Raw genomic sequence first — 26289 nt, 5'->3', positions numbered from 1 at the left:
TGGGAAAAGGAGTTTCTATTTGACCTTTTTTGACCAAAAGGATATAATAGTCTCGTAATTTGAAATTCTATTTTCTAGTTTGATAGAAAATTTTAAAAAGAGAAAGAGAGAAAACTATGATTCCTGTAGTTATTGAACAAACCAGCCGAGGAGAACGCTCCTATGATATTTACTCCCGGCTATTAAAAGACCGCATTATCATGCTGACTGGTCCAGTGGAGGACAATATGGCTAATTCTGTCATTGCCCAGCTTCTTTTCTTGGATGCACAGGACAATACTAAAGATATTTACCTCTATGTAAATACGCCGGGTGGATCTGTCTCAGCAGGTTTGGCAATTGTGGATACTATGAACTTCATCAAGTCTGATGTTCAGACCATTGTTATGGGTGTAGCTGCCAGCATGGGAACAATCATTGCTTCCAGTGGTGCTAAGGGCAAACGCTTCATGCTGCCAAATGCGGAATATTTGATTCACCAGCCAATGGGAGGAGCTGGAAGTGGTACTCAGCAAACGGATATGGCTATTGTAGCTGAGCACTTGCTTAGAACTCGTAATACCTTGGAAAAAATCTTGGCCGAAAACTCTGGCAAGTCCGTTGAGCAAATCCATAAGGATGCGGAACGCGATTACTGGATGAGTGCTCAGGAAACCTTGGAATACGGCTTTATTGATGAAATCATGGAAAATAGCAATCTGAGCTAACAGAGGAGGAGCCAAAAGCGGCTCCTTTTTTGCTTTGAGTCTGACAAGTTACCAAGTTCAGGTGATTTAAGCAGGCCATAAAGCTTTTCAGGGCTAGTTTTTTTGCCCTATCTTTGCTATAATCATCTAAGAACTACATGGACCGGAAAGGAGTTTTATGATAGAAAGAGAAGAAAGAGTGGGCTTGATTGTCTATCTTTACTATAATCGAGATGCCAAAAAGCTGGCTAACTTCGGTGATATCATTTATCATTCTAAGAAGCATCGTTATCTGCATCTCTATGTCAATCAAGAGGACGCCCAGAACTTACAGGAGAATCTGCCCAAGGAACGCTATGTTAAGCAAGTTCGGATATCTCACATAAAAGAACTAGATCAAAACTTTGTTGGAAGCCTGTATAGAGAGCAAGAAAACGTTATCATTTGATAAAATTTCTATAAAGGGTTGACAATTGTCAGATAATTCGATATATTCTTACTATATCATCAAATAAATCACTTAAGGAGATTTCCGAATGAAGAAAAAATTTGCACTATCCCTAGTAGCTTTTGCTAGTGCAGCCCTTCTCGCAGCTTGTGGAGAAGTATCCAATAACAACTCAACAGCAACTGGTACAGAAATTGGCGATACGATTAAATTTGGTTTTAACTTTGAAGAATCAGGTGAAGTAGCAGCCTACGGTACAGCTGAACAACATGGTGCTCAGTTGGCCGTTGATGAAATCAACGCTGCTGGTGGCGTAGATGGCAAGAAGATTGAAGTTACTGATAAGGATAACAAATCAGAAACAGCTGAAGCATCTACCATCACTACTAGCTTGGTTACCCAAAGCAAGGTAAATGCAATCATTGGCCCTGCGACTTCTGGAGCTACAGCTTCAGCTACTGCAAATGCTGCTAAAGCAGGTGTACCAATCATTACACCAAGTGCGACACAGGATGATCTGACCAACAAGCAAGATTATCTTTACCGAGCAACTTTCATTGATAGCTACCAAGGTAAAATCATTTCTAAGTATGTTACTGATAACTTGAAAGCTAAGAAAGTCGTTCTTTACTACGACCAATCTAGTGACTACGCTAAAGGAATGGCGGATGCCTTCAAGAAGGAATTCAAGGGTGAGATTGTAGCAACAGAAACCTTCCAATCCAAGGATACAGACTTCCAAGCTGCTTTGACAAAGATTAAGGGTAAAGAATTTGACGCTCTGGTTGTTCCAGGTTACTATACTGAAGCTGGTAAAATTGTCAATCAAGCGCGTGGTTTAGGTATTGACCAAACAATCGTTGGTCCTGATGGCTTTGGTGATGCTAAGTTCGTTGAGCAAGCAACTCCTGCTGCAGCTACAAATGTTTACTATGTATCTGGCTTTACAACTTCTGGTGAAATGTCAGAAAAAGCTAAGAAGTTTATTGAAGCATACAAAGCTAAGTACAAAGAAGAGCCTTCTATGTTTGCAGCTCTGGCATATGACTCTGTTTATATGGCAGCAGAAGCAGCCAAAGGTGCTAAAACTTCTGTAGATATCAAAGACAACTTGGCTAAGCTTAAAGATTTCGATGGAGTAACTGGTTCAATCACTATTGATAAAGATCACAATCCAGTGAAAACAGCTCTGATGATTGGCTTGAAAGACGGTCAAGTAGATACTGTAGAAACAGTTAAAGCGGAATAATAGTTACGAGGCTGGGGCTATCCCAGTCTTTGACTTGTTTTCTATTTCTAGTTGCTTGAGCAAGTTAGTAGATGATTTCTTTCTTTATAAATCTACGGATTTGAAAGAGTATTGTTTTATAATCTATTCTTCTTCGTTTCTCAATCAACTATTATTCGTATTTTGGGAGTGGGATGATAAAATCACGACCTAGTCTGCTGATTTTTGTCCCATTCCTTATTTTATTATAGAAAGAGTGGTGTCTAATGCTCCAACAATTAGTCAACGGTCTAATCCTGGGTAGTGTTTATGCGCTTCTGGCTTTGGGTTATACCATGGTTTATGGGATTATTAAGCTGATTAACTTTGCCCACGGTGATATCTATATGATTGGTGCCTTTATGGGTTATTACTTGATTAATATCCTGAAGTTTAATTTCTTCCTTTCTCTCATTTTAGCGATGATTGGGACAGCGATTCTCGGTGTGGTTATTGAGTTTTTAGCCTATCGTCCTCTGCGAAATTCGACTCGGATTGCGGCTTTGATTACAGCCATTGGGGTTTCTTTTCTCCTTGAGTATGGCATGATTTTCTTTGTCGGTGCCAATACTCGTTCCTTCCCGCAGGTTATAAAGACGGTACGCTTTAACTTAGGGCCGATTTCTATCTCAAATATTCAGCTGCTGATTTTGGGAATTTCGATTTTCCTCATGGTGGCTCTGCAGTTTATCGTGCAGAAGACAAAGATGGGTAAGGCTATGCGTGCTGTGTCTGTAGATAGTGATGCTGCTCAGCTGATGGGAATCAATGTCAATCGGACAATCAGCTTCACCTTTGCTTTGGGGTCAGCTCTTGCAGGAGCTGCTGGTGTTCTAATTGCCCTTTACTATAATTCATTAGAGCCTTTAATGGGGATGACTCCAGGTATTAAGTCCTTTGTAGCGGCCGTTCTCGGTGGTATTGGAATCATTCCTGGTGCAGCGCTTGGCGGTTTTGTTATCGGTCTTTTGGAAACTTTTGCGACAGCGCTTGGACTATCTGATTTCCGAGATGCCATTGTCTATGCGATTTTGATTGTCATTCTTCTGATCCGTCCAGCTGGTATCCTCGGCAAAAATGTGAAAGAGAAGGTGTAAGGTATGAAAAAGAATTTAAAGATAAATATTTTCTGGCTTGGCCTTGTCTTAATTGGCTACTTGTTGATGACAGTATTGGTTAGTGCCGGTGTTCTCAATGCTTTTTATATTCAAATCTTAGAGCAGATCGGGATTAATATTATTCTGGCTGTGGGGCTTAATCTCATCGTCGGATTCTCAGGTCAATTTTCTCTTGGCCATGCTGGTTTTATGGCAATCGGTGCCTACGCAGTAGCCATTATTGGCTCTAAATCGCCAACTTATGGAGCTTTCTTCATTGCTATGCTGCTAGGAGCTGTCATTGCTGGTATTGTGGCTTTGGCAGTTGGTTTGCCTACGCTTCGTCTTAAAGGGGACTATCTCGCGATTGCGACTCTTGGTGTCTCAGAGATTATCCGTATTCTGATTATTAATGGGGGTACTTTGACTAATGGGGCAGCTGGTATCCTATCCATTCCGCCCTTTACCTCTTGGCAGATGGTCTATATCTTTGTTGTTATCACAACTATTTTGACCTTGAATTTCCTGCGCAGTCCTATCGGTCGCAGCACTCTGTCTGTTCGTGAGGATGAGATTGCTGCCGAGTCTGTTGGGGTTAATACTACTAGAATCAAAGTGACAGCCTTTGTCTTGGGAGCTATCACGGCTTCGATTGCTGGCTCTCTTCAAGCTGGCTTCGTTGGTTCAGTTGTTCCTAAGGACTATTCCTTTACCAACACTATCAATATCTTGATTATTGTCGTTTTTGGTGGTCTAGGCTCTATGACTGGAACCATTGTGGCTGCAGTAGTATTGGGAATTCTCAATATGTTGCTGCAGGATGTATCCAGCATTCGGATGATTGTCTATTCTTTGGCCCTGATCTTGGTCATGATTTTCCGTCCAGGCGGACTTTTAGGAACTTGGGAGCTCAGCCTGTCTAAGCTCTTCAAAAAGAATAAGGAGGTCAAAGAATAATGGCACTTCTTGATGTGAAAAATCTAACTAAAAACTTTGGTGGTTTGACTGCTGTCAGCGATGTGACCTTGGAACTCAACGAGGGCGAGCTGGTTGGTCTGATTGGCCCTAATGGTGCAGGAAAAACGACCCTTTTTAACCTCTTGACTGGTGTTTATGAGCCTAGTGAAGGAACAGTGACACTAGATGGTCATTTGCTCAATGGTAAGGTACCTTACAAGATTGCTTCTTTAGGTCTAGGGCGGACTTTCCAGAACATCCGGCTCTTTAAGGACCTTAGTGTTTTGGATAATGTTTTGATTGCCTTTGGTAATCATCATAAGGCTCATGTGTTGGCTTCTTTCCTCCGCTTGCCAGCCTACTACAAAAACGAAGAAGAACTCAAAGACAAGGCTTTGGAGTTGCTGAAAATTTTTGACTTGGATAAGGAAGCAGAAACCTTGGCTAAGAACTTAGCTTATGGTCAGCAGCGCCGCTTGGAGATTGTTCGGGCCTTGGCAACGGAGCCAAAGATCCTTTTCTTGGATGAGCCTGCTGCAGGGATGAACCCTCAGGAGACAGCAGAGCTGACTGCATTGATTCGACGGATTAAAAACGAATTTAATATTACTATCATGCTGATTGAGCATGACATGAGTTTGGTAATGGAAGTTACTGAGCGAATCTATGTGTTGGAGTACGGCCGCTTGATTGCGCACGGAACACCTGATGAAATCAAGAATGACAAACGCGTTATTGAAGCATATCTAGGAGGTGAAGCCTAATGTCCATGCTTAAAGTTGAGAATCTCTCTGTCCATTATGGCATGATTCAGGCTGTCCGTGATGTCAGCTTTGAAGTAAACGAAGGAGAAGTCGTTTCCCTGATTGGCGCCAATGGTGCTGGAAAAACGACTATTCTCCGGACTATTTCAGGCTTGGTTCGTCCAAGTGCTGGTAAAATTGAATTTGTCGGCAATGAAATTCAAAAAGTTCCTGCTCAAAAAATTGTAGCAGCTGGGCTTTCGCAAGTACCAGAAGGACGTCATGTCTTTCCGGGTTTGACAGTTTTGGAAAATTTGGAAATGGGCGCCTTTCTCAAAACAAACCGCGAAGAAAATCAAGCCAATCTCAAAAAGGTCTTCTCTCGTTTCCCACGCTTGGAAGAGCGTAAAAACCAAGATGCTGCAACCCTTTCAGGTGGTGAGCAGCAGATGCTGGCGATGGGACGGGCTCTGATGTCTACTCCTAAGCTTTTGCTTCTGGATGAGCCCTCTATGGGCTTGGCGCCAATCTTTATCCAGGAAATCTTCGATATTATCCAAGATATCCAGCGGCAAGGGACAACAGTTCTTTTGATTGAGCAAAATGCAAATAAGGCTCTCTCTATCGCTGACCGAGGTTATGTCCTTGAAACAGGTAAAATTGTTCTGTCCGGAACAGGCCAAGAGCTCCTCGCTTCTGACGAAGTCCGCAAAGCATATCTAGGTGGCTAAAAATGTCTGGGAGACATTTTTAGGTTGTTGATAGAAAGTTACGGTAGTAACTTAACAGTTAGAAAAGGTCCAATGGACCTTTTTAAGTTGCAGATAAAGAAAACAAGGTTTTCGTCAAGATGCCCGGGGGATTGTTTCAGGTTGCAGATGGGAACTCGCGAGAGCGAGTTTTCTTTAAAATGTCTGGGAGACATTTTTAGGTTGTTGATAGAAAGTTACGATAGTAACTTAACAGTTAGAAAAGGTCCATTGGACCTTTTTTCTTCTCTTAGATGCTTAAAATAGTATATCTAGCCATTGTCCATCTTCAATTTTTCCAATCGCGGGATTTTTCTAAATTTTGAAAACTTAGGTAAAGGACTTGGAAGCGTTTGAAATCAGCTGCAAAATAAAGTATAATAAGTATAAGAATTATGGATAGGAAGTAGAGGGAACTTTTATGGCAGTTAAAGATTTTATGACGCGTAAGGTGGTTTATATCAGCCCAAATACAACGATTGCTCATGCGGCAGATATGATGCGTGAGCAGAAACTCCACCGTCTGCCGGTGATTGAGAATGACCAACTAGTGGGACTGGTGACAGAAGGAACGATTGCAGAAGCTAGTCCATCTAAGGCAACGAGCCTGTCCATTTATGAGATGAACTATCTTCTCAACAAAACAAAAGTTGGTGATGTTATGATTCGTGATGTGGTCACGATCTCTCAGTTTGCCAGTCTGGAAGATGCGACCTATCTGATGCTGAAAAATAAGATTGGTATCCTGCCTGTTGTAGACAATGAGCAGCTTTACGGGGTTATTACTGACCGTGATATTTTCAAAGCCTTCTTAGAAGTATCTGGCTATGGTGAAGAGGGAGTCCGTCTGCGCTTTGTCACTGAGAATAAGGTGGGGGTTCTTGAGCAGATAATCCGTCTTCTAGTGGAAGAAAATCTCAACATCTCCAATACCGTCAATATCCCACGCAAGGATGGCAAAGTTGTCATTGAAGTACAGTTAGCTGGTAATATAGATACGGCGCTTCTCAAGAAAAAATTTGAGGAGCATGCTATTGAGCTGGCTGAGATTACACATACTTCAGCAAAAGCTTTATAAGCGATAAAAAAAGCCTCATCATTGGATGAGGTTTTTAACGTACAATAGGTTGTTTGTTGGCATCTAAAGTGAAGCCTTCGCCCAAGATCTCATGGGCTTCGGTAATAGTAGTAAAGGCAAATGGATCGACTTGGTTAATGAGTTTCTTCATTTGCTGCATTTCGTTACGGGAAACAACACAATAGACAATCTGGAGATCCTGCTTGCTATAGAAGCCTTGGCCCTTGAGGAAGGTCACTCCACGATCCAGCTTGTTATTGATAGCTTCAGCCAGTTCTGCCGGTTTGCTGGTAACGATAAGGAATCCTTTGCCGGCAAAGCCTCCTTCTGCAATCAGGTCAATGACGCGCGAGGTGATAAAGACAAACATCAGGGTATAAGATACCATGCGTAGGTCTTTGAAAACAAGGAGAACCAAGGTAATGACTACAAAATCAACAGTCAGCATGAGTTTGCCCATGGAAATGCTCGTATATTTATTAAAGATGCGGGCCACAATGTCAGTACCGCCCGTCGTTCCGCCAGCATTGAAGATGATGCCCAGTCCAATCCCCAAAACAATCCCTGTTCCAAGACAGGCCAGTAAGACATCCCCGTCCAGAGCTGAGAGAAAATAGTTTTGCAGGTGTTTGGAGGCAGGTAGGATTTCAAAAATCTTGAGCCAAGCAGATACGGAGAAGGTCCCTAGAATGCTGAGGTAGAGGGTTCGCGAACCCAGTAGCTTCCATGCAATAATAAAGAGAGGAATGTTAATCACTAGGTTGGTCGTCGAGACAGGGATTTTAAATAGATAGTAGGTAATCAAGGTCAGACCCGTTGCTCCACCCTCATACAAATGAAAGGGAATGACCAAATAATGAATCCCAAAAGAAAAAATTCCAGCCCCAAAAATGATGGCCAGTACGTTTTTTAATTTAAACATAAGATCCTCCTAAATCTATTTCCAGAAATTTCTTCTGAATATATTTTACCAAAAATTTAGCCTTTATGAAAGACTTTGAAAAAATTTTTAAAGTCTTTTCTTATGATGGGCTTTTAGCTTTTTTTTTGGTAAAATAAACAATAGATAAAAAAGAGTGGGATGAAAATAATGAGCTGACGAATTCGGCTCTTATCAGGCTGCTCAGCCGTTTGGACATGCTGTAAAAGTAGCTTATATCAAGCTTTAGGGCAAGTCTTATCTGCATTTTCTTATAAAGAACGAAAAATAGAAGTTAGAGATTCAAGGTAAAGATGAAAAATGGTATTTTGATTTCGCTGGAAGGTCCAGAAGGGGCTGGAAAGTCAAGTGTGTTGGAAGCCTTGCTTCCTTTTTTGAAAAATTATGGTACTGGCCTGATTACGACGCGGGAGCCGGGTGGCGTCCAGATTGCTGAGGCTATCCGCGAAGTGATTTTGGAACCTAGTCATACTGCGATGGATGCTAAGACTGAGCTTTTGCTGTACATTGCCAGCCGCCGTCAGCACTTGGCTGAACGGGTTTTGCCAGCTTTAACGCAAGGGAAGCTTGTCTTGATGGATCGTTTTATTGATAGTTCAGTGGCCTATCAGGGATACGGACGGGGTCTGGATGTAGCAGACATTGAATGGCTCAATCAGTTTGCGACAGATGGACTCAAGCCTGATTTGACCCTCTATTTTGATATTGATGTGGAAGAAGGGCTGGCGCGAATTGCTAAGAGTGAAAGCCGAGAGGTGAATCGGCTTGATCTGGAAGGTTTGGACTTGCACCAGCGGGTTCGGCAGGGCTATTTGGCGATTCTTGACAAGGAGCCTGAGCGCTTTGTCAAGGTAGATGCCAGCCAACCTTTGGATAAGGTAGTGGCTGATAGTTTGGCCATCATTCAGGAACGATTTGGGAATCCGTCATGAAGATAAAAGATTTACAGCAAATCCAGCCCAGCTTGTTTGAGCAGTTTCAGCATATTTTGGAACAGGGACGGCTTAGTCACGCCTACTTGTTTACCGGAGCTTTTGGCAGTTTTGAAATGGCCCAAATCCTGTCTCAGAGTCTCTTTTGTGAGAATAAGCAGGGCGTCTGGCCTTGTCAGTCCTGTCGTTCTTGTCGTTTGATTGCAGAAGAAGATTTTTCTGATGTAACGGTGGTGCGACCAGCTAATAACATTATCAAAACAGACCGAGTTCGGGAGCTGGTCCGAAACTTCTCTCAAAGTGGTTTAGAAGGCAGTCGGCAGGTTTTCATTATCTGCGATGCGGATCGGATGCACGTCAATGCAGCCAATTCCTTGCTCAAAGTCATTGAGGAGCCGCAGAGCGAGATTTATATCTTTCTCCTGACTGCTGATGAACAGCTGATTCTGCCGACGATTCGGAGTCGGACTCAGGTTTATCATTTCTTGAAAAATACAGCTGCTCTGCAGCATAGTTTGGAACAGGTTGGCTTGATTAAAAGTCGAGCGGAGCTGATAGCTGCCTATAGTCAGACTCAGTCAGAAGCGGAAAGCTTGGCTCATAATAACGCCTTTTTTGAGCTGGTCAGCGAATGCGAGCGCTTTGTCAAGGATTTTCAGACTCGCTCCAGTCAGGCTTTTCTGCAGGTTTCGCGTCTGGTAAAGCTGGCTGATGATAAGGAGAAGCAGGAACAGGTCTTCAAGCTCTTGGAAGTGTTATTTTATAAGGGCATAGCAACAGAAAACGGTCGACAGGCCTTGGAGCAGCTTTTGCTGGCTCGGACGATGTGGCGGGCCAATGTATCTTTTCAAAATGCTTTAGAATATATGACTTTGAAGGGAAAGTAAAAAGAGGCAGCACAGGAGTATAAAATGGATAAAAAAGACTTATTTGACGCCTTGGATGATTTTTCACAGACGCTTTTAGTGACCCTTGCTGAGGTGGAGGCTGTCAAGAAAAATCTCAAGAGTGTGGTAGAGGAAAATATTGCTCTGCATCTGGAAAATGACAAGCTGAGGGAGCGCTTGGGAGAGGTGGAGAAGGAAGCTCCGACCAAGACCAAGAAAAACCGGGATAATCTGCGTAAGCTTTACTATGACGGCTTTCATGTTTGTACGGATTTCTATGGCCAGCGCCGGGAGAATGACGCAGAGTGTATGTTCTGTGATGAATTGTTATTTAGGGAGTAGCGATGCAGGTTCAAAAAAGTTTTAAGGGCGAAACTGCCTACGGCAAGCTTTATCTGGTCGCGACTCCTATCGGAAATCTGGATGATATGAGCATCCGTATGGTCAATACCCTGAAAGAGGTTGACAGGATTGCGGCTGAAGATACGAGAAATACGGGCCTTCTGCTTAAGCATTTTGAGATTGAGACCAAACAGATCAGTTTTCATGAGCACAATGCTAAGGAGAAAATCCCAGTTCTCTTGGACATGCTTCAAAGTGGAAGTGATATAGCCCAGGTTTCGGATGCTGGTCTGCCCAGTATTTCTGATCCTGGACATGATTTGGTTCAGGCAGCGCTAGAAGCTGGAATTACTGTAGTACCGATTCCTGGTCCTAGTGCTGGAATAACAGCCTTGATTGCCAGCGGATTGGCTCCCCAACCGCATATTTTCTATGGTTTTCTGCCTAGAAAGGCTGGACAGCAGAAGGAATTTTTTACTAGCAAAAAATCCTATCCTGAGACTCAGATTTTCTACGAATCCCCTCATCGGGTTCGGTCTACGATGGAAAATATGCTGGCAGTTTATGGTGACCGCCAAGTCGTCTTGGTGCGCGAGCTGACTAAGATTCACGAAGAGTATCAACGAGGGCTGATTTCAGAGTTGCTGGCCTATACGGCTGAACATCCGCCTAAAGGAGAGTGTCTCTTGATTGTAGCTGGGGCGGCAGAAGATGCTCCACAAGAAATTTCTCAAGAGCAGATCCTAGCTGAGATTGATCTTTTAGTTGAAGCTGGCAGCAAAAAAAATCAGGCCATCAAGGAAGTGGCCAAGAAATACGGCAGGAACAAGAGCGAGCTCTATGCGGTTTATCATGAAAATAAGGATTGATAGAAGCTCAGAAATTTCTCAATACAATCAGTTGTCTGTTTAAAAATTGGAAAAAGCGTAACTCAGCTTTTTAGTAAGACTATCTAATCCTGACCTAAACTCAGGATTTTTTTGTTATCTGGATTAGACGGTTGGTTTCGCTTATCTATATTTCAACAATGTTCGGGAATTGGCTAAAAAAGTGCTAGATTTCTGAAATAAAATAGATATTTTCTAAACTTTGTGATATGATATACAAAATAAATTTTGGAGGTAGGATATGACGATTTACAATTTTTCTGCTGGACCGGCAGTATTGCCCAAGGAAGTCTTGAAAAAAGCTCAGGCTGAGTTTTTAGACTATGCCCAAAGTGGCATGAGTGTGATGGAGCTGTCCCACCGATCCAAGGAATTTGACGATATTATCAAAGAAGCTGAGAGCTTGCTGCGTGAGCTCATGGATATTCCAGACAATTACCGCGTGCTATTTCTGCAGGGTGGGGCTTCTACCCAGTTTAGCATGATTCCCCTTAATCTAGCCCAAGGCGGCAAGGCCTATTACCTAGTGGCTGGATCTTGGGGAAAGAAAGCTTACACCGAAGCAGTCAAACTGTCTAAGTTCATTCCTTTTGAGCCCATTCTCTTGGCTTCATCAGAGGATTTAAATTACACGGAAATTCCTTCTTTTGATGAAAAGGAGATTGATCCGCAGGCGGCTTATGTGCATCTGACAACCAATAATACTATCGAAGGAACGGCTGTTTATGACCTTCCTGCGACTAATGGCGTGCCGATTGTGGCGGACATGTCTTCTAATATCCTTGCTGCTCAATACCGAGTAGAGGATTTTGGTTTGATTTATGCTGGGGCTCAGAAGAATATCGGACCTGCCGGCGTGACAGTTGTCATCATCAGAGAAGACTTGCTGGATGACGAACCAGTTCTATCTAGCATGTTGGATTACCGCATTCAGGCGGACAATGGCTCTCTTTACAATACACCACCGACTTTTGCCATCTATATGGCCAAACTGGTCTTTGAGTGGGTCAAGGAGCTAGGTGGCGTAGCAGAAATGGAAAAGCGCAATCGTGAAAAATCTGGCCTTTTGTACGACTTCATTGAGCAGTCTGACTTTTATCGCAGTCCAGTCCGTTATAAGGAGCAACGCTCAGTCGCCAATATTCCCTTTGTATCACCAACTCCAGAGCTGGATGCCAAGTTTAACAAAGAGGCTGTTGCAGCGGGATTCAAGAATATCAAGGGGCACCGCAGCGTAGGCGGCATGAGAGCCAGTCTCTACAATGCCTTTCCGCTCCAAGGAGTCAAGGACTTGATTGCCTTTATGCAGAAATTTGAAGAAGAAAATTCTTAAGGGAGGGAATCTATGGTCTTTAGTGTTAAAACCTTTAACAACATCAATCAAATCGGGCTTAAGGAGCTGGGCAATGCTTTTCAGATTGACGGAGACAAATCTGACAATCCGGATGCTTATATCCTGCGCAGTCAAAACCTGCATGGACAGGAATTTCCAAGCAAGCTCAAAGCCATTGCGCGGGCAGGCGCAGGAACCAATAATATTCCTGTCGACCAGGCAACAGCTCAAGGAATCGTGGTCTTCAACACACCAGGAGCTAATGCTAATGCGGTAAAAGAAGCAGTCTTGGCTTCTATTCTCCTATCTGCACGTGACTATATCGCAGCTAACAGCTGGGCTAATGGTCTTTCTGGTGCTGATGTTCCCAAGCAAGTGGAAGCTGGTAAGAAGCAGTTTGCTGGGACAGAGATTGCAGAGAAGACTTTGGGAGTCATTGGGCTAGGAGCAATTGGTGGCCGTATTGCTAACGATGCCTATCGTCTGGGAATGAATGTCCTGGGCTATGACCCTTATGTATCCATTGAAACAGCTTGGAATATCTCTAGTCATGTCAAGCGGGTAGCAGACATTAAGGAAATCTTTGAGAAGAGTGATTATATCACTATTCATGTGCCCCTGACTGAGGATACACGCGCTACTTTTGATCAAGCTGCTTTTGGTCTCATGCAAAAGGAAACAACCCTTATCAACTTTGCCCGTGGCGAGCTGGTGGACAATGCTGCCCTCTTTGAAGCTATAGAAGCTGGTGTTATCAAGCGTTATATCACAGACTTTGGTGTAGATGAGCTGCTCCGTCATCCGCAGATTACAGTCTTTCCGCATCTGGGCGGATCGACAGAGGAAGCTGAGCTCAACTGTGCCATTATGGCTGGGAAAACCATCCGCCGCTTCATGGAAACGGGCGAGATTATCAACTCTGTGAATTTCCCTAATGTCCGTCAGGCTCTCTCAGCCCCTTATCGGATTACCCTGATTAACAAAAATGTACCGAATATCGTAGCTCGGATTTCAACAGCGGTTAGTGATTTAAATATCAATATCGACAATATCATCAATCGTTCCAAGGGTGATTATGCCTATACTTTGCTGGATCTGGATGAGTCAGACGAAAGCAAGATTCAGGAGTTGGTTGATAAATTTGAGAATAGCGACAATATTGTGCGCGTGCGTTTGATTAAGAAATGATAAAAAACAGACTATACTTCCCTAGGGGATAAGTCTGTATCAGCCGATAAGCCTTTCGCTTGTCGGCTTTTTCTAATAAGTCTCGGCTTGACAAGAAGGAGCTAGCTGGGCTATTATAGGGACGGAGGAAAAATAATGTTACAATTTATCGAATACCCAAAATGCTCTACCTGCCGCAAGGCCAAGGCTGAGCTCAATCAATTAGGAGTGGACTTTGAAGCAGTAGATATTGTCCAAAATACACCTAGCCGGGACCAGCTCCTAGACTGGATCCAGAACTCGAGCTTTGAGCTCAAGACTTTTTTCAATACTAGCGGTCTCAAATACCGTGAGCTAGGTCTCAAAGAAAAAGTTCCGCATTTGACAGCCCAGGAAGCTGCTGATTTATTATCGACAGACGGCATGCTGATTAAACGACCGCTTCTGGTTCGAGATAACCAAATCTTGCAGATTGGTTACCGGAAGGCGTATGAAGAGTTGGGGCTGTGAGAAGATAAGGCTTGATAAAAAGGCTTTATATTCATCTGTAGTCGAATAAAACGACAAAACGAAATAGGGATAAGCCAATTGTGTTAGAGAATAAAAAAACAGACTGAAATCAAGAAGATAGGAAAGATTTAGTCACGGGCAAAGAGGCGAAAGGATTGAAAGCCTCTTTTTTCTAAGATAGAATTTCTTCCCATTTTTTTGAAGCTGTGGATGAGGTGACATATACAACAAAATTAGCAGATAAAGTAGATGTTGCTAAAAATGGAACAAAGGTTGTTGTTAGACCTGGAAGTACAAGTGAACTAGGACCAACACTGGAATTTCAAATAAAGCAAGGAAAAGGAGGAGTTTCATATGAAATTAGATATGGAGACTAAAAATGAAGAATGGATAGAAATCTTTAAAGATATGATTCCCAGAGATAACTATAAGATAAAAGTTTTATTGACAACTTTAGCAGATGAGCAAGAAATTAGGCTTATTGGAGAAAAGAACTGTTTTAAATTATCATGTTTTTGTTATGATGAAGCACGATTTTTTAGCAGGGAATTGTATTTATCTGCAATTCTAGATAAAGAAATGTTTAAAAAATTTGAAAAAAATAATTTCCAAAATGTCATTTATGAAGTCAAGAATAGTCAATTAGTGAAGAAACTCAGATATACAGCCTATGGTGGTGCAAGAACTCTGTATTCACAACATTATATAATCATAACTCAAGATAGTGTAGTGGAGATTCTTGTGTCCGCAAATTCTGATTTGAGTATCAGTCAATACTAGAAAATTTGCTAATCAAATATGTACATGACTTTAGTTACAATTATCGGAAAATAGAACTTGGAGAAATGATATGGAAAAATGGACGAAAATTAAACCGGGCTTCATTCCTTTTGGAGATTATGGTATTGAGATAAATATAGATGGAGATACTCTAATTGCCTACTTGGAAGATTCAGAGAAGTTTAAATTTACCTTTACAAAGGTCTGGGCTTTCCGCTCAGTCTACGAAAGCCTAGAATTAATAGATAGTTACTGGGAGCAAGGATTGGCAGAGAACAGACCACTTTATCTGACCAATTATATCTATGAAGTCGAGAATGCAGAGTTTGGGGACTTGGTCGCTTCTGCAAATGTAGCTAATAAAAAGCTCCATCACTACAAATTAATGTCGACGGATTTTTTAGTGGACGTTGTATCTGAAAACGATGTAAAAGTTGAGAAAGTATAAATTATTTCTATTAAGATAATTGATCATTATATATCAAAATCTGATTTTGGCAAGATGGATTTGGATGGTTTTGCAGCCATTTTTGACGGGAAACAAATCCCTAATAAAGTAGCGCTATTTCGCTTTTTTGAACAAGGTACGTATTTCGCTGTGACGAATATTTGGCCCTCTATTACGAATTGGTTGACAGCTTTGTCAAGGATGGAGGCAGATAGTTATACTTTTATTTTTAAAGACTATGATTTCTTTTTGATTGATGATGAGGAAGAATAGTAAACCTTTAAATGGTGAGGAACTCCTTCCTATTGGAATTAGGTATAAGGAGTACTAAGTGGGAAGGAAAGAATAAGTTTCAGTCTCTTCAATAGGAAATCTGAATTTGGAATTATGGAAAGAATATACAAGATGTCATGATTTTTCTTTTAGAGAATGTGGTTCAAGTAGATTGTATGATCGAATCTGGGTTAGAAAGCGTGTCAGTAGAAGCTCCTAATGACATTAAAAAGCTTTTCATGATATAATAAATCTATCTCAATCTTAGAAAGAAGAATCATGGTTTTATCAAAAAAACGGGCTCGACATGTCATTGAAGAGATTATTGCTCTTTTTCCTGATGCCAAGCCCAGTCTGGATTTTCGCAATCACTTTGAGCTTTTGGTAGCGGTCATGCTGTCGGCTCAGACGACAGATGCTGCGGTCAATAAGGCAACGCCGGCTTTATTTGAAGCCTATCCAAGTCCTCAAGACATGGCTACGGCTGGTGAAGCAGACATTGCTAAATACATCTCCCGCCTAGGGCTCTATCGCAACAAGGCCAAGTTTTTGAAGAAATGTGCCCAGCAGCTTTTGGATGACTTTGACGGTCAAGTACCACAAACGCGGACAGAATTGGAAAGTCTAGCTGGTGTTGGTCGCAAAACGGCCAATGTAGTCATGAGTGTGGGCTTTGGTATTCCAGCCTTTGCTGTTGATACTCATGTGGAGCGCATTTGCAAGCACCATGATATCGTTAAAAAGTCGGCAACGCCACTAGAAGTAGAAAAGCGAGTTATGGATGTCCTTCCACCGGAACGTTGGCTGCCAGCTCATCAAGCCATGATTTACTTTGGCCGGGCTATCTGTCATCCTAAAAATCCCGAGTGCGATCACTATCCGCAACTCTATAACTTTAAGGACATATAAAAAGCGAGGTCTGATGACTTCGCTTTCTTATTCACTAAATCTTAAAAAATAACCATCTGGATCCAAAATCGCAAATTCATGAGGGTAAATAAAGCTATTCCCCACTCGAAATTCTCTTTTTGTCAGCGGACGATGGATGGGATAGTCAGCTTCCAGCAGTTTTTGGTGGAGCTGAGGGACATCTTCAATGCCAAAGGAAATATTGACACCGCGCCCGAAAGGATAGGTCAGCTGAGCTAATTCTTCCGTGCTGCCTTCTTCTAGCATAAGTTGGCAGTCTTCAAGCGAGAGGAAGAGAAATTTCTCCTCTGGACGCTCGTATTCGACAGAGAATCCCAGCAGGTCGCAGTAGAAGTGGCGTGATTTTTCGATGTCAGAAACCACAAATTCAGGAATGACAGCTTGATAGTCCATTCGTTTTCTCCTTAGAGTTCAATCTCCATGACAATGGGTGTGTGGTCTTGGCGCGCACCGGAGTCAATCATATCAGACTTGGTCACCTTGTCAGCCACGCGGTTGCTGGTCAGCCAGTAGTCGATTCTCCAGCCTGTATTGTTGATTTTAGAAGTCTTGCTGCGCTGCGCCCACCAAGTGTATTGGTTAGGGATATCGCCGTGCAAGTGGCGGAAGGTATCGGTAAATCCTTTAGCCAGCAGGTTGGTGAAGCCAGCACGTTCTTCGTCGGTAAAGCCTGGTGAACGGCGGTTGCTGGCTGGATTGGCCAAGTCGATTTCCTTGTGGGCCACATTATAGTCACCAGTTGCAAGTACTGGTTTTTGTTTATCTAGTGTTCCCAAGTATTCAGCGTATTTGGCATCCCAGACTTGACGGTCATCCAAACGTTTAAGTCCATCGCCAGCATTGGGCGTATAAACTTGAGTGACAAAGAAACCGTCAAATTCAAGCGTAATGATGCGGCCTTCGACATCCATGGTTGACGGAGCGCCGATTTCAGGGAAGGTTACGGTTGGCGTCAGTTCTTTTTTGTAGAGGAACATGGTTCCTGCATAGCCCTTACGTGCTGGCTCTTGGGAGGAGCGCCAGGTGTTTTCATAGTCTGGGAAAAGATTTGTCAAAATCTCCAGGTGCTTTTTAGTCGGACCTGTCGCAGACAGTTTTGTTTCCTGAATGGCGATAATATCAGCATTTTCCGCTTGCAAGGTTTGAAGGACAGCCTGAGAGAGCTGAGCTCGGGCAGAATCACTGGTCAATGCAGCGTTGAGAGAGTCAATGTTCCAAGAGATGAGTTTCATAAAATTTCCTTTTCTAGTAGAAGTTTGCTGAGTTTATTATAACAAAATTTAGAACTGATTTATAGCAAAGAGATTGTAAGAGACTTGAAAAAGTAGGAAAGATTTTCTATAATAGAGCGAGAAAATAGGGGGAAGCCATGAAATTCTATTCTTATGATTATGTTTTGAGTCAGATTAGTCAGCAAAACTGGGTGACAGTTGCACTTTCTGTCTTGCTGCTGCTTGTGACAGGATTTTTTGCTTTTAAGGCCTATCGCAATAAGCGTGATTCAAAATTCCGGGAACTAGCCATCATTTCTGTTTTGGCTTTGGTGGCCATGGTCTTGATTGGCATTAGCAATTTTCAGACTGACCAAGACTCTAACAACCAGTTTCAAACCTCTCTGCATTTTATTGAGGTCATTTCAGAAGACTTGGGTGTAGATAAGTCGGAGGTCTATGTCAATACTTCAGCCGCGACGGATGGAGCGATTTTGAAGGTCGGAAAGAACTTTTATCGGGCTATGAGCGGTAGTGAGCCGGATAAATATCTGCTTGAAAAAATTGACTTGCATAAGACGACAGATATCGAAATAGTGGAGGTTGAAAAATGACATTGAATTTTCTTGAAATCCTAATTAAACTAGCGCTGGGGCTTTTCTCACTAGTTTTTGTCATCAACGTGACGGGAAAAGGCAATCTGGCGCCTAATTCAGCAATCGACCAGATTCAAAACTATGTTCTTGGTGGTATTATCGGTGGGGTGATTTACAATAGCTCCATTAACATCCTCCAGTATGCGGTCATTCTCATCATGTGGACCATCTTGGTCTTGACCCTAAAGTGGCTCAATAACAATGTTCGTGCGGTTAAGCATTTGATTGATGGCAAGCCGACAACGTTGATTCAGCACGGGAAATTGAGTCCCGAAGCCTGCCGTTCTGTTGGTCTTTCAGCAGCAGATGTAGCTTTGAAGCTACGCAGCCAAGGTATTTTCCAGCTCAAGCAGGTCAAACGGGCGGTTATAGAGCAAAACGGCCAGCTGATTATTGTACAAGCTGGTGAAGAGAATCCTAAATATCCCCTTATCACAGATGGTGTTGTCCAGATTGATATTTTAGAGTCTATTGACAAAACAGAAGAGTGGCTGGTGGAGAGACTGGCTAAAGACGGATACACCGATATTTCGAATATCTTCATCGCAGAGTATGAAAGTGGCAACTTGAATGTTGTGACGTATTGAGAAAATCTTGCAAAGAGAAAGCCATTCCAGAAGCGGAATGGCTTTTGCTTTATTCAAATGGACTTTGCTCGTTTTCAGCTGATGCAAAATTTTGTTGAGGATTGGGCTGATTTTGATAGGAGTTCTGATCAAATTGCTGCCCTTGGTAATTTTGCTGATTTTGATAAGAATTTTGGACAAATTGTTGTTCTTGGTAATTCTGATTATTATAGTAATTATTTATAACGGGTTCATATTTTGTAGGTTGGCAATAAAGAATAGTCAAAACCAAGCGGCCAAATGGAACAATGGATAAAAAGATAAGTGCCCAATGAAAGCCAGCGTCCCGCAGACGTCGAATCTGAATAGCGAGATAGGGAAGCAGAATCGAAATAAAATAGATAACTAACAGGCCAGCAAAGATGGTAGATAAGACTCCTCCAGTCTCGGAATTTAAGGCTGTTTCAATCACAAGAGCAAAACTAGGAAGTAGTATCATCACCAAGATATGGCACAGAACGGGCCACCAATATTCTGAACGAGTTGAGCGACCAGTAAAGTCTACATAGCCCTTCCAAAACTTTTTATATGCATCAATCATATTAAAAATCCTTTTATTATTTTTTTATTTAGTGTACTATATTTGGCTTATATTTGCAAGTTTTCAGAAAATACAGGGCGTTTTAGTGAAATAGTGTAACATAAAAACCAACCTGTTTGCAATACCCCCAAAAAAGTTAGATACAAAAAATCTAACTTTTGGGGGCAGTACAGTTTGGGTTGGTCTGATTATCAGAAAGTGATTAATGTTAATTTTTTAGTATTCTGAAGGTTGACAGTGGAGGAAGAGTAGAATGAAATTACCAATAACTGGAATAAAAGATACGAAGATAAAAGCCCAATGGTAACCCGCATCTCTCAGACGGCGAATGGACAGAGATAGATTTGGAATGATAGTAAAGAAACCATAAATCTGAATTAGTGATAGAAGAGGAGCTGCTTCCTCTCCAACCATAAGTAAGAAAATTAAAGATAAGACAGCTATCAACATATTGGCAAATACAGCCCACCAATAATCTGGGCGATCTGACCGCCCAGCGAAGTCAAAAGCTCTCCGCCAAAAATCAAGATATGCATAAATCATAATAATCTCCTAAATAATTTTATTTATCTTATTATATTATAAATCACTAAATATTGCAATTTAATTTTTGTTTTTAGAAATACATCCATTTTCACCTTTGCTTAGCAGATACATCCAGGTTAGCAATCAATTGTTTTATTTTTCAAATGGTGATAAAATAAAGTGTTGAAGTTTGTGGTTTATCTGCGTGATAAATGGCAATTTCCGAATAAAAAGAGGTCTCATTTGCCTCGTAAGGAGAAATCATGTCTGAAAAGAACTTTTATATTACAACCCCTATCTACTATCCGAGCGGTAAACTCCACATCGGGTCTGCCTATACGACCATTGCTTGTGATGTTCTGGCTCGCTACAAGCGTCTCATGGGCTACGATGTTTTCTATCTGACTGGCCTTGACGAGCATGGACAGAAGATTCAGCAAAAAGCTGAAGAAGCTGGTATCAGTCCTCAAGCTTATGTCAATGGGATGGCAGTTGGGGTCAAGGAACTCTGGAAACTGCTGGATATTTCTTATGATAAGTTTATCCGGACGACCGATGACTACCATGAAAAGGTTGTAGCCGATGTCTTTGAACGACTCTTAGCCCAAGATGATATCTACTTGGGTGAATATTCAGGCTGGTATTCTGTATCAGATGAGGAATTCTTCACAGAAAGCCAGCTGGCAGAAGTCTTCCGTGATGAAAATGGGAAAGTAACTGGCGGAATTGCGCCATCTGGACATGAAGTGGAGTGGGTATCAGAAGAGTCTTACTTCCTGCGCCTCAGCAAGTACCAAGACCGCTTGGTAGAATTTTTCAAATCTCATCCAGACTTTATCACACCAGACGGACGTCTTAATGAAATGCTGAAAAACTTCATTGAGCCAGGTCTGGAAGACCTAGCTGTATCTCGGACGACCTTTACTTGGGGCGTGCCAGTGCCATCTAATCCTAAACACGTAATTTATGTCTGGATTGATGCCCTGCTTAACTATGCGACTGCTCTTGGCTACGGTCAGGATGATCACGCTAACTACGATAAATTCTGGAATGGGACAGTCTTCCACATGGTGGGCAAGGACATTCTGCGTTTCCATTCTATCTACTGGCCAATCCTGCTCATGATGCTGGATATTAAGCTACCTGACCGCTTGATTGCCCACGGTTGGTTTGTCATGAAAGATGGCAAGATGTCCAAGTCTAAGGGCAATGTGGTCTATCCTGAAATGCTGGTAGAACGCTATGGTTTGGATGCATTGCGTTATTACCTTATGCGCAGTCTTCCTGTTGGTTCAGACGGAACCTTCACTCCTGAGGACTATATAGGTCGTATCAACTATGAGTTAGCTAATGACCTTGGGAACCTGCTTAACCGTACTGTTTCCATGGTTAACAAGTACTTTGACGGTCAAATACCAGTCTACGAAGAAAATGTAACGGATTTTGACGGAGCTTTGGCTCAGGTAGCAGCACAATCCATCGCTGACTACTACAGACACATGGATGCAGTAGACTACCCACGCGCCCTAGAAGCAGTCTGGATGCTCATCTCCCGCACCAATAAATACATTGATGAAACTGCTCCTTGGGTCTTGGCTAAGGATGAAGCCCTCCGCAATCAACTTGCAAGTGTCATGAGCCACTTAGCAGCTAGCCTTCGTGTTGTGGCCCACATGATTGAGCCTTTCATGATGGAAACCAGCAAGTCTGTCCTCAGCCAACTTGGCTTGCCTCAAGCAGCTTCGCTGGAAAACCTAGCAATTGAGCAGCTCCCAGCAGGCCTGACAGTTGTAGAGAAAGGGACACCAATCTTCCCACGTCTGGATATGGAAGAAGAAATTGCCTATATCAAGGGACAAATGGAAGGCAACAAACCTGCGGTTGAAAAAGAATGGAATCCAGAAGAAGTCGAGCTCAAACTTAACCGCAAGGAAATCAAGTTTGACGACTTCGATAAGGTGGAAATCCGTGTCGCAGAAGTCAAAGAGGTGTTTAAAGTTGAAGGCTCGGATAAACTTCTTCAGTTCCGCCTGGATGCTGGTGATGGTGAAGACCGTCAAATCCTCTCAGGAATTGCGAAATACTATCCAAACGAGCAAGAACTGGTCGGTAAGAAAGTTCAAATCGTTGCCAACCTCAAACCACGTAAGATGATGAAAAAATATATCAGCCAAGGGATGATTCTCTCAGCTGAACACGGTGACCAACTGACTCTCCTTACTGTGGATGAAAAACTCCCAAATGGAAGTTTGATTGGATAACAAGTTTTTATCTAATGACAATCCCCCAGCAGGAGGCTGCTGGGGGATTTTTGATGTAATATTCTTTTTGAAACCGCTTGACAAAAGGTATATATATTTATATAATTTTTATTGAAAAAGTTTTAGGAGTTATATTATGAAAATAGTAAAAATTGCATCACTTGTTTTGTTGTTGCTTTTAATTGTCATTCTCTTTCCGCTGAATCCTTATTTGGCAGCTTTTCTGGCTATCATCAGTCTTGGAGTAGCATTTTTGATTCGGAGGAAGTAATATAATGAAAATAGTTAAGGATTTCATAAAAAAAGTTTTGGGGGCTAAAGTTTACATATGGATTGTGGTAGCCGTTCTTGCTATCTTTTTTGTTGTTGCGAAAACTTATAATATCATTGGATATTTTCAAGGGAAAAATGCTTCAGATGAGCGAAGTCAAATCTATACTCAAATAACTCGCTTAGAGAAAGTCAACGAAAGTGTTTTTTTGGATATAGGGATTCAAAAGGTTGAAACGATTGAGAAAGATAAGAAGATTCCTGGTACCAATATCAGTATTCCACTGTCTGTTAAGAAAGCTATTATCATTCTTAATTATACGGCTAAATTTGGGATTAAGGAAGGAGTCAAGGTTAGGAAAATCTCTGAACATGAGTACGAGCTAACTATACCTAAATATGAAGTCATAGGTGTAGAGGTCTCAGATAATCCAAAAGATCGATATAAACTCTATGATATGAGTGGACAGCTGTTGAGCGGTTCAACAGAAAATATTGATACTGGAGAGCATGTTGCGAAATCTCTTAGCAATAAAGAACAAGAAGCATACATTAAACAGTATAAAAATCTTATTACAGAATCAGCGGAAGCCTATTATACAAATATCGTGACTAGTATTGACTCAGAGGCTAAAGTAACTTTTAAAAATATGAATAAATAGGAATCATAACTTTTTGAGTATTGTTACAGTTTAGCTGATAGTGAAATGTGTCGTTCTATCAACTGGGGAAAGCATCTTGCACATCATTGCAAGGTGTTTTTTATGTCCCATACCATATCGCAAACCCTCATTTTTGTTTAAAACAAACAAATAATATGGAAAAAAACAGAGAAATGAGTTATAATAAACAAAACTAGAGTGTAGAGAGGGAATAGTATGGGTAAAAATCAGAGACAGGACGAAATAGTTAAGCTGGTGGATCGAACTGGGACAGTGACGGTTGCTGAGATTGTAGAGAGTATGAAGGTCTCAGATATGACGGTTCGGCGGGACTTGATTGAGCTGGAAAGTAAAGGGTTGCTGACTCGTGTTCACGGTGGGGCCAAAAGTAATCAGCACCTCAAGTACAGAGAAATCCCTCATGAAGAGAAACTTTATCAGAATATTGAGGCCAAGCGGACTGTTGCCAAGAAGGCTGTGGAGCTGATTGAAGATGGAGATACTATTTTTCTTGGACCGGGGACTTCTGTGGAAGTGCTGGCTGAGGAAATCAGCAATCATCATCTGCGCGTGATTACCAACTGCCTTCCGATCTTTCATGATCTTCTGAAGAAGAAGTCGGATACCTTCAAAGTCTTTCTCCTTGGTGGGGAGATGCGGGAAGCGACTCAAGCCTTTGTCGGCGAGATGACCAATGCCATCATGGATAAGATGTACTTTACTAAGATGTTTTTCAGTGGCAATGGTATCAAAAACGGGCAGATTATGACCTCTTCTTTTGAAGAAGCCTATACTCAGAAGCTAGCTTTGGAGCGCTCGACAGAGACTTACCTATTGATTGATTCTTCTAAGATTGGCAAGGAAGACTTCACTTCTATCTGTCCTTTGGCTGATATTACAGCTGTTATCACAGACCAGATGTCTGAAAATGCTCAAGAAGAACTGGAGGTTTATACCAAGATTATTTCTTAGTTTATTTTAAATGGATGAAAAAATTATCAGAAAGCTCTTTTTAGGGCTTTTTTTGTTTATTTTAATCATCTTTAAAAATATTTTGATTAAAATAAACAAAAATCTGTTGACAAATAACTTTTAAAGGAGTATAGTATGCTTATAGGAAACGGAAAGTGTTTTTTATAAACAATATTCTGTGCAAAAAATCAAACAAAGGAGAATGCTCATGGCAATTATTATTGGAGCAGATGCTGCTGGAAGCAAGCTGAAAGATGTGGTCAAGGATTTTCTCGTCGGAGAAAACTTTGAAGTGGTGGATGTGACGAAAGAAGGTCAGGATTTTGTTGATGTGACTCTTGCAGTTGCGGCTGAAGTGAATAAGCAAGAGGAAAATCTTGGTATTGTCATTGACGCTTATGGGGCTGGTCCATTCATGGTAGCGACTAAAATCAAAGGCATGGTCGCAGCGGAAGTTTCAGACGAACGCTCTGCCTACATGACTCGCGGCCATAACAACTCTCGCATGATTACAATGGGAGCTGAAATCGTTGGTGAAGGTCTGGCTAAGAATATTGCCAAAGGCTTTGTCAATGGGAAATACGACGGCGGCCGCCATCAAATCCGGGTCGACATGCTCAACAAGATGTGCTAAGAAAAGGAGAAATCAAATGAAAATTGCAATTGGATGTGACCATATCGTTACCAATGAAAAAATGGCAGTCTCAGATTTTCTAAAATCAAAAGGCTATGAAGTTCTTGATTTTGGTACTTATGACCATACACGTACTCACTACCCAATCTTTGGTAAAAAAGTAGGGGAAGCAGTTGTTAGCGGACAAGCTGATCTTGGTGTTTGTATTTGCGGTACAGGTGTTGGTATCAACAACGCTGTAAATAAGGTGCCTGGTGTTCGTTCAGCTTTGGTACGTGACATGACTTCAGCTCTCTATGCTAAGGAAGAACTCAACGCCAATGTTATCGGTTTTGGTGGAAAAATCACTGGTGAGCTCCTTATGTGTGACATCATCGAAGCTTTCATTCATGCGGAGTACAAGCCAACTGAAGAAAATAAAAAATTGATCGCAAAAATTGAGCACGTTGAGACTCACAATGCTCATCAGGCAGATGATAATTTCTTTACAGAATTTCTTGAAAAATGGGATCGTGGAGAGTACCACGACTAGTGAGGTAGCCAGATGATTCTTACAGTGACCATGAATCCTTCTATCGATATTTCCTATCCTTTAGAAGAATTGAAAATAGATACTGTTAATCGTGTTGTGGAAGTCAGTAAAACAGCGGGCGGCAAGGGTCTCAACGTAACCAGGGTCTTGGCAGAAATTGGAGACAATGTCGCTGCGACAGGACTGATTGGTGGGACTAATGGAGAGTTCTTATTACAAAACCTCCATCCTAATGTTAGACAATGCTTTTATAATATTTCAGGGGATACGAGGAATTGCATTGCAATCTTACACGAAGGCAAGCAAACAGAAATCCTAGAAGCCGGTCCGACTATTACAGCAGATGAGGCAAATGGTTTTTTACATCATTTTAAATCATTAATGGAATCAGCTGAGGTAGTTAGTATCTCGGGAAGTCTACCAAATGGTTTACCTGTTGAATATTATATTCAATTGGTTGAAATTGCTAATCAAGCTGGCAATAAGGTGGTGCTGGATTGCTCTGGAGCAGCTCTGGAAGCTGTGCTCAAATCAGATGTCAAACCAACTGCCATCAAACCTAATAATGAGGAACTTTCTCAGTTATTGGGTCGCGAAGTTTCAAAAGATTTGGATGAATTAAAAGCTGTCCTTTCAGAACCGCTCTTTGATGGAATCGAGTGGATCATCGTATCACTCGGTGCAGATGGCGCATTTGCCAAACACTGGGACACTTTCTATAAAGTGGATATTCCTAAAATCCAAGTGGTCAATCCAGTTGGCTCTGGGGACTCAACTGTTGCAGGAATTTCTTCGGGTTTGAGTCTTCGGTTAGATGATGCTTCTTTATTGAAGAAAGCAAATGTTCTGGGCATGCTCAATGCCCAAGAAAAAATGACTGGACATGTCAATGTTGAAAACTACGACGTCCTATACAATCAAATCACAGTAAAAGAGGTATAAAGA

Annotated in this window: 34 protein-coding genes; 29 read left to right on the top strand and 5 right to left on the bottom strand. The window is 41.8% G+C overall.

The features are described 5' to 3' along the window. The first annotated feature begins 89 nt into the window (after positions 1-89). The 8 genes from PCY71_RS09525 (at position 90) to PCY71_RS09490 (ending at position 7025) form a co-directional block, all read left to right on the top strand. Entirely contained in the window at positions 90-707 is a 618-nt protein-coding gene (locus PCY71_RS09525; protein WP_223310285.1) for an ATP-dependent Clp protease proteolytic subunit, read from the top strand. A 157-nt stretch (positions 708-864) separates the two neighbouring features. Then, positions 865-1134, top strand: coding sequence for a YlbG family protein (locus tag PCY71_RS09520; RefSeq protein ID WP_002894676.1), 270 nt, complete (start codon positions 865-867; stop codon positions 1132-1134). Between the two features lie 88 nt (positions 1135-1222). Next, positions 1223-2383: an ABC transporter substrate-binding protein gene (locus PCY71_RS09515; protein ID WP_002894677.1), complete on the top strand. Its 1161-nt coding sequence runs from the start codon at positions 1223-1225 to the stop codon at positions 2381-2383. Positions 2384-2628: 245 nt separating this feature from the next. Next, positions 2629-3498: a branched-chain amino acid ABC transporter permease gene (locus tag PCY71_RS09510; protein ID WP_002897070.1), complete on the top strand. Its 870-nt coding sequence runs from the start codon at positions 2629-2631 to the stop codon at positions 3496-3498. A gap of 3 nt (positions 3499-3501) precedes the next feature. Next, positions 3502-4455 carry a branched-chain amino acid ABC transporter permease gene (locus PCY71_RS09505; protein WP_002909159.1) on the top strand — a complete coding sequence of 318 codons (954 nt, stop codon included), beginning with the start codon at positions 3502-3504 and terminating at the stop codon, positions 4453-4455. Then, complete coding sequence (locus PCY71_RS09500; protein ID WP_002909160.1) at positions 4455-5219, top strand: ABC transporter ATP-binding protein; 765 nt, start codon at positions 4455-4457, stop codon at positions 5217-5219. Before PCY71_RS09505 ends, PCY71_RS09500 begins: the two co-directional genes overlap by 1 nt. Then, positions 5219-5929: an ABC transporter ATP-binding protein gene (locus tag PCY71_RS09495; protein WP_002894681.1), complete on the top strand. Its 711-nt coding sequence runs from the start codon at positions 5219-5221 to the stop codon at positions 5927-5929. Before PCY71_RS09500 ends, PCY71_RS09495 begins: the two co-directional genes overlap by 1 nt. Before the next feature lie 439 nt (positions 5930-6368). Then, positions 6369-7025: a CBS domain-containing protein gene (locus tag PCY71_RS09490; protein WP_002905931.1), complete on the top strand. Its 657-nt coding sequence runs from the start codon at positions 6369-6371 to the stop codon at positions 7023-7025. Positions 7026-7059: 34 nt separating this feature from the next. Here PCY71_RS09490 and PCY71_RS09485 read toward each other — a convergent pair whose 3' ends face one another. After that, entirely contained in the window at positions 7060-7947 is an 888-nt protein-coding gene (locus tag PCY71_RS09485; protein ID WP_002909161.1) for a YitT family protein, read from the bottom strand. Between the two features lie 311 nt (positions 7948-8258). Between PCY71_RS09485 and tmk the strand changes: the two genes are divergently transcribed. The 12 genes from tmk to nth all read left to right on the top strand — a co-directional run bounded on the left by tmk (position 8259) and on the right by nth (position 16433). After that, a complete protein-coding gene (gene tmk, locus PCY71_RS09480) occupies positions 8259-8897 on the top strand; it encodes a dTMP kinase (RefSeq protein ID WP_048773035.1) in 639 nt (212 codons plus the stop codon). Beyond that, a complete protein-coding gene (locus PCY71_RS09475; protein ID WP_048773039.1) occupies positions 8894-9784 on the top strand; it encodes a DNA polymerase III subunit delta' in 891 nt (296 codons plus the stop codon). Before tmk ends, PCY71_RS09475 begins: the two co-directional genes overlap by 4 nt. Before the next feature lie 24 nt (positions 9785-9808). Beyond that, positions 9809-10126: a DNA replication initiation control protein YabA gene (gene yabA, locus PCY71_RS09470; RefSeq protein ID WP_002894690.1), complete on the top strand. Its 318-nt coding sequence runs from the start codon at positions 9809-9811 to the stop codon at positions 10124-10126. Between the two features lie 2 nt (positions 10127-10128). Then, on the top strand, positions 10129-10995 hold the full coding sequence (gene rsmI, locus PCY71_RS09465; RefSeq protein ID WP_048773044.1) for a 16S rRNA (cytidine(1402)-2'-O)-methyltransferase: 867 nt from the start codon (positions 10129-10131) through the stop codon (positions 10993-10995). A gap of 259 nt (positions 10996-11254) precedes the next feature. Beyond that, entirely contained in the window at positions 11255-12346 is a 1092-nt protein-coding gene (gene serC, locus PCY71_RS09460; protein ID WP_048773047.1) for a 3-phosphoserine/phosphohydroxythreonine transaminase, read from the top strand. A gap of 12 nt (positions 12347-12358) precedes the next feature. Continuing rightward, positions 12359-13534: a 3-phosphoglycerate dehydrogenase family protein gene (locus tag PCY71_RS09455; protein WP_048773051.1), complete on the top strand. Its 1176-nt coding sequence runs from the start codon at positions 12359-12361 to the stop codon at positions 13532-13534. Between the two features lie 135 nt (positions 13535-13669). Further along, positions 13670-14023 carry an arsenate reductase family protein gene (locus tag PCY71_RS09450; RefSeq protein WP_048773055.1) on the top strand — a complete coding sequence of 118 codons (354 nt, stop codon included), beginning with the start codon at positions 13670-13672 and terminating at the stop codon, positions 14021-14023. A 215-nt stretch (positions 14024-14238) separates the two neighbouring features. Further along, the gene (locus PCY71_RS09445) at positions 14239-14400 is read left to right on the top strand and encodes a hypothetical protein (protein ID WP_158002080.1); all 162 of its coding nucleotides are present in this window, start codon (positions 14239-14241) and stop codon (positions 14398-14400) included. Further along, the gene (locus PCY71_RS09440) at positions 14378-14803 is read left to right on the top strand and encodes a hypothetical protein (protein ID WP_048773059.1); all 426 of its coding nucleotides are present in this window, start codon (positions 14378-14380) and stop codon (positions 14801-14803) included. Before PCY71_RS09445 ends, PCY71_RS09440 begins: the two co-directional genes overlap by 23 nt. A gap of 70 nt (positions 14804-14873) precedes the next feature. Next, positions 14874-15251, top strand: a complete 378-nt coding sequence (locus tag PCY71_RS09435) for a hypothetical protein (protein WP_048773061.1) — start codon at positions 14874-14876, stop codon at positions 15249-15251. Between the two features lie 54 nt (positions 15252-15305). Next, positions 15306-15524, top strand: coding sequence for a hypothetical protein (locus PCY71_RS09430; RefSeq protein WP_053092381.1), 219 nt, complete (start codon positions 15306-15308; stop codon positions 15522-15524). A 279-nt stretch (positions 15525-15803) separates the two neighbouring features. Next, complete coding sequence (gene nth, locus PCY71_RS09425; protein WP_002909167.1) at positions 15804-16433, top strand: endonuclease III; 630 nt, start codon at positions 15804-15806, stop codon at positions 16431-16433. A gap of 27 nt (positions 16434-16460) precedes the next feature. Here nth and PCY71_RS09420 read toward each other — a convergent pair whose 3' ends face one another. Both PCY71_RS09420 and PCY71_RS09415 read right to left on the bottom strand, forming a co-directional pair. Beyond that, positions 16461-16847: a VOC family protein gene (locus PCY71_RS09420; RefSeq protein WP_002909168.1), complete on the bottom strand. Its 387-nt coding sequence runs from the start codon at positions 16845-16847 to the stop codon at positions 16461-16463. Between the two features lie 11 nt (positions 16848-16858). Continuing rightward, complete coding sequence (locus tag PCY71_RS09415) at positions 16859-17686, bottom strand: exodeoxyribonuclease III (RefSeq protein WP_002909169.1); 828 nt, start codon at positions 17684-17686, stop codon at positions 16859-16861. A 137-nt stretch (positions 17687-17823) separates the two neighbouring features. On the opposite strand from PCY71_RS09415, the gene PCY71_RS09410 reads away from it, so the two are divergent. Together PCY71_RS09410 and PCY71_RS09405 are read left to right on the top strand one after the other, a co-directional pair. Next, positions 17824-18279: a DUF3290 family protein gene (locus tag PCY71_RS09410; RefSeq protein WP_002897090.1), complete on the top strand. Its 456-nt coding sequence runs from the start codon at positions 17824-17826 to the stop codon at positions 18277-18279. Continuing rightward, positions 18276-18908: a DUF421 domain-containing protein gene (locus tag PCY71_RS09405; RefSeq protein WP_002909170.1), complete on the top strand. Its 633-nt coding sequence runs from the start codon at positions 18276-18278 to the stop codon at positions 18906-18908. Before PCY71_RS09410 ends, PCY71_RS09405 begins: the two co-directional genes overlap by 4 nt. Before the next feature lie 49 nt (positions 18909-18957). Here PCY71_RS09405 and PCY71_RS09400 read toward each other — a convergent pair whose 3' ends face one another. Continuing rightward, entirely contained in the window at positions 18958-19488 is a 531-nt protein-coding gene (locus PCY71_RS09400) for a DUF805 domain-containing protein (protein WP_002909171.1), read from the bottom strand. 216 nt (positions 19489-19704) lie between these two features. After that, complete coding sequence (locus tag PCY71_RS09395; RefSeq protein ID WP_002909172.1) at positions 19705-20031, bottom strand: DUF805 domain-containing protein; 327 nt, start codon at positions 20029-20031, stop codon at positions 19705-19707. Between the two features lie 245 nt (positions 20032-20276). Between PCY71_RS09395 and metG the strand changes: the two genes are divergently transcribed. The 7 genes from metG (at position 20277) to PCY71_RS09360 (ending at position 26286) form a co-directional block, all read left to right on the top strand. After that, entirely contained in the window at positions 20277-22274 is a 1998-nt protein-coding gene (gene metG / locus PCY71_RS09390; RefSeq protein ID WP_048773065.1) for a methionine--tRNA ligase, read from the top strand. A gap of 136 nt (positions 22275-22410) precedes the next feature. Next, entirely contained in the window at positions 22411-22545 is a 135-nt protein-coding gene (locus PCY71_RS09385) for a hypothetical protein (protein WP_002909174.1), read from the top strand. A 4-nt stretch (positions 22546-22549) separates the two neighbouring features. Continuing rightward, positions 22550-23206, top strand: coding sequence for a DUF4230 domain-containing protein (locus PCY71_RS09380; protein ID WP_002909176.1), 657 nt, complete (start codon positions 22550-22552; stop codon positions 23204-23206). A 216-nt stretch (positions 23207-23422) separates the two neighbouring features. Beyond that, entirely contained in the window at positions 23423-24178 is a 756-nt protein-coding gene (locus tag PCY71_RS09375) for a DeoR/GlpR family DNA-binding transcription regulator (RefSeq protein ID WP_048773068.1), read from the top strand. A gap of 208 nt (positions 24179-24386) precedes the next feature. After that, positions 24387-24812, top strand: coding sequence for a galactose-6-phosphate isomerase subunit LacA (gene lacA, locus PCY71_RS09370; protein WP_009659075.1), 426 nt, complete (start codon positions 24387-24389; stop codon positions 24810-24812). Between the two features lie 16 nt (positions 24813-24828). Next, the gene (gene lacB / locus PCY71_RS09365; protein ID WP_048773071.1) at positions 24829-25344 is read left to right on the top strand and encodes a galactose-6-phosphate isomerase subunit LacB; all 516 of its coding nucleotides are present in this window, start codon (positions 24829-24831) and stop codon (positions 25342-25344) included. Positions 25345-25356: 12 nt separating this feature from the next. Next, positions 25357-26286, top strand: coding sequence for a tagatose-6-phosphate kinase (locus PCY71_RS09360; RefSeq protein ID WP_048773074.1), 930 nt, complete (start codon positions 25357-25359; stop codon positions 26284-26286). Positions 26287-26289: the final 3 nt, after the last annotated feature.

It is taken from the genome of Streptococcus sp. SN3, from assembly GCF_030439905.1.
This window is presented reverse-complemented; position numbering and strand designations above follow the sequence as displayed.

Bases quoted from the DNA above. Each gene is read 5' to 3' on its own strand.
- PCY71_RS09420 (WP_002909168.1), bottom strand. From the start codon at position 16,847: ATGGACTATCAAGCTGTCATTCCTGAATTTGTGGTTTCTGACATCGAA.
- PCY71_RS09500 (WP_002909160.1), top strand. From the start codon at position 4,455: ATGGCACTTCTTGATGTGAAAAATCTAACTAAAAACTTTGGTGGTTTG.
- PCY71_RS09495 (WP_002894681.1), top strand. From the start codon at position 5,219: ATGTCCATGCTTAAAGTTGAGAATCTCTCTGTCCATTATGGCATGATT.
- PCY71_RS09430 (WP_053092381.1), top strand. From the start codon at position 15,306: ATGGATTTGGATGGTTTTGCAGCCATTTTTGACGGGAAACAAATCCCT.
- PCY71_RS09450 (WP_048773055.1), top strand. From the start codon at position 13,670: ATGTTACAATTTATCGAATACCCAAAATGCTCTACCTGCCGCAAGGCC.
- PCY71_RS09440 (WP_048773059.1), top strand. From the start codon at position 14,378: ATGAAATTAGATATGGAGACTAAAAATGAAGAATGGATAGAAATCTTT.
- PCY71_RS09515 (WP_002894677.1), top strand. From the start codon at position 1,223: ATGAAGAAAAAATTTGCACTATCCCTAGTAGCTTTTGCTAGTGCAGCC.
- yabA (WP_002894690.1), top strand. From the start codon at position 9,809: ATGGATAAAAAAGACTTATTTGACGCCTTGGATGATTTTTCACAGACG.
- PCY71_RS09415 (WP_002909169.1), bottom strand. From the start codon at position 17,686: ATGAAACTCATCTCTTGGAACATTGACTCTCTCAACGCTGCATTGACC.
- PCY71_RS09505 (WP_002909159.1), top strand. From the start codon at position 3,502: ATGAAAAAGAATTTAAAGATAAATATTTTCTGGCTTGGCCTTGTCTTA.
- PCY71_RS09410 (WP_002897090.1), top strand. From the start codon at position 17,824: ATGAAATTCTATTCTTATGATTATGTTTTGAGTCAGATTAGTCAGCAA.
- PCY71_RS09520 (WP_002894676.1), top strand. From the start codon at position 865: ATGATAGAAAGAGAAGAAAGAGTGGGCTTGATTGTCTATCTTTACTAT.
- tmk (WP_048773035.1), top strand. From the start codon at position 8,259: ATGAAAAATGGTATTTTGATTTCGCTGGAAGGTCCAGAAGGGGCTGGA.
- serC (WP_048773047.1), top strand. From the start codon at position 11,255: ATGACGATTTACAATTTTTCTGCTGGACCGGCAGTATTGCCCAAGGAA.
- PCY71_RS09375 (WP_048773068.1), top strand. From the start codon at position 23,423: ATGGGTAAAAATCAGAGACAGGACGAAATAGTTAAGCTGGTGGATCGA.
- PCY71_RS09455 (WP_048773051.1), top strand. From the start codon at position 12,359: ATGGTCTTTAGTGTTAAAACCTTTAACAACATCAATCAAATCGGGCTT.
- PCY71_RS09380 (WP_002909176.1), top strand. From the start codon at position 22,550: ATGAAAATAGTTAAGGATTTCATAAAAAAAGTTTTGGGGGCTAAAGTT.
- PCY71_RS09395 (WP_002909172.1), bottom strand. From the start codon at position 20,031: ATGATTTATGCATATCTTGATTTTTGGCGGAGAGCTTTTGACTTCGCT.
- PCY71_RS09510 (WP_002897070.1), top strand. From the start codon at position 2,629: ATGCTCCAACAATTAGTCAACGGTCTAATCCTGGGTAGTGTTTATGCG.
- nth (WP_002909167.1), top strand. From the start codon at position 15,804: ATGGTTTTATCAAAAAAACGGGCTCGACATGTCATTGAAGAGATTATT.
- PCY71_RS09435 (WP_048773061.1), top strand. From the start codon at position 14,874: ATGGAAAAATGGACGAAAATTAAACCGGGCTTCATTCCTTTTGGAGAT.
- PCY71_RS09400 (WP_002909171.1), bottom strand. From the start codon at position 19,488: ATGATTGATGCATATAAAAAGTTTTGGAAGGGCTATGTAGACTTTACT.
- PCY71_RS09485 (WP_002909161.1), bottom strand. From the start codon at position 7,947: ATGTTTAAATTAAAAAACGTACTGGCCATCATTTTTGGGGCTGGAATT.
- lacB (WP_048773071.1), top strand. From the start codon at position 24,829: ATGAAAATTGCAATTGGATGTGACCATATCGTTACCAATGAAAAAATG.
- PCY71_RS09360 (WP_048773074.1), top strand. From the start codon at position 25,357: ATGATTCTTACAGTGACCATGAATCCTTCTATCGATATTTCCTATCCT.
- metG (WP_048773065.1), top strand. From the start codon at position 20,277: ATGTCTGAAAAGAACTTTTATATTACAACCCCTATCTACTATCCGAGC.
- PCY71_RS09475 (WP_048773039.1), top strand. From the start codon at position 8,894: ATGAAGATAAAAGATTTACAGCAAATCCAGCCCAGCTTGTTTGAGCAG.
- rsmI (WP_048773044.1), top strand. From the start codon at position 10,129: ATGCAGGTTCAAAAAAGTTTTAAGGGCGAAACTGCCTACGGCAAGCTT.
- PCY71_RS09385 (WP_002909174.1), top strand. From the start codon at position 22,411: ATGAAAATAGTAAAAATTGCATCACTTGTTTTGTTGTTGCTTTTAATT.
- PCY71_RS09490 (WP_002905931.1), top strand. From the start codon at position 6,369: ATGGCAGTTAAAGATTTTATGACGCGTAAGGTGGTTTATATCAGCCCA.
- PCY71_RS09405 (WP_002909170.1), top strand. From the start codon at position 18,276: ATGACATTGAATTTTCTTGAAATCCTAATTAAACTAGCGCTGGGGCTT.
- lacA (WP_009659075.1), top strand. From the start codon at position 24,387: ATGGCAATTATTATTGGAGCAGATGCTGCTGGAAGCAAGCTGAAAGAT.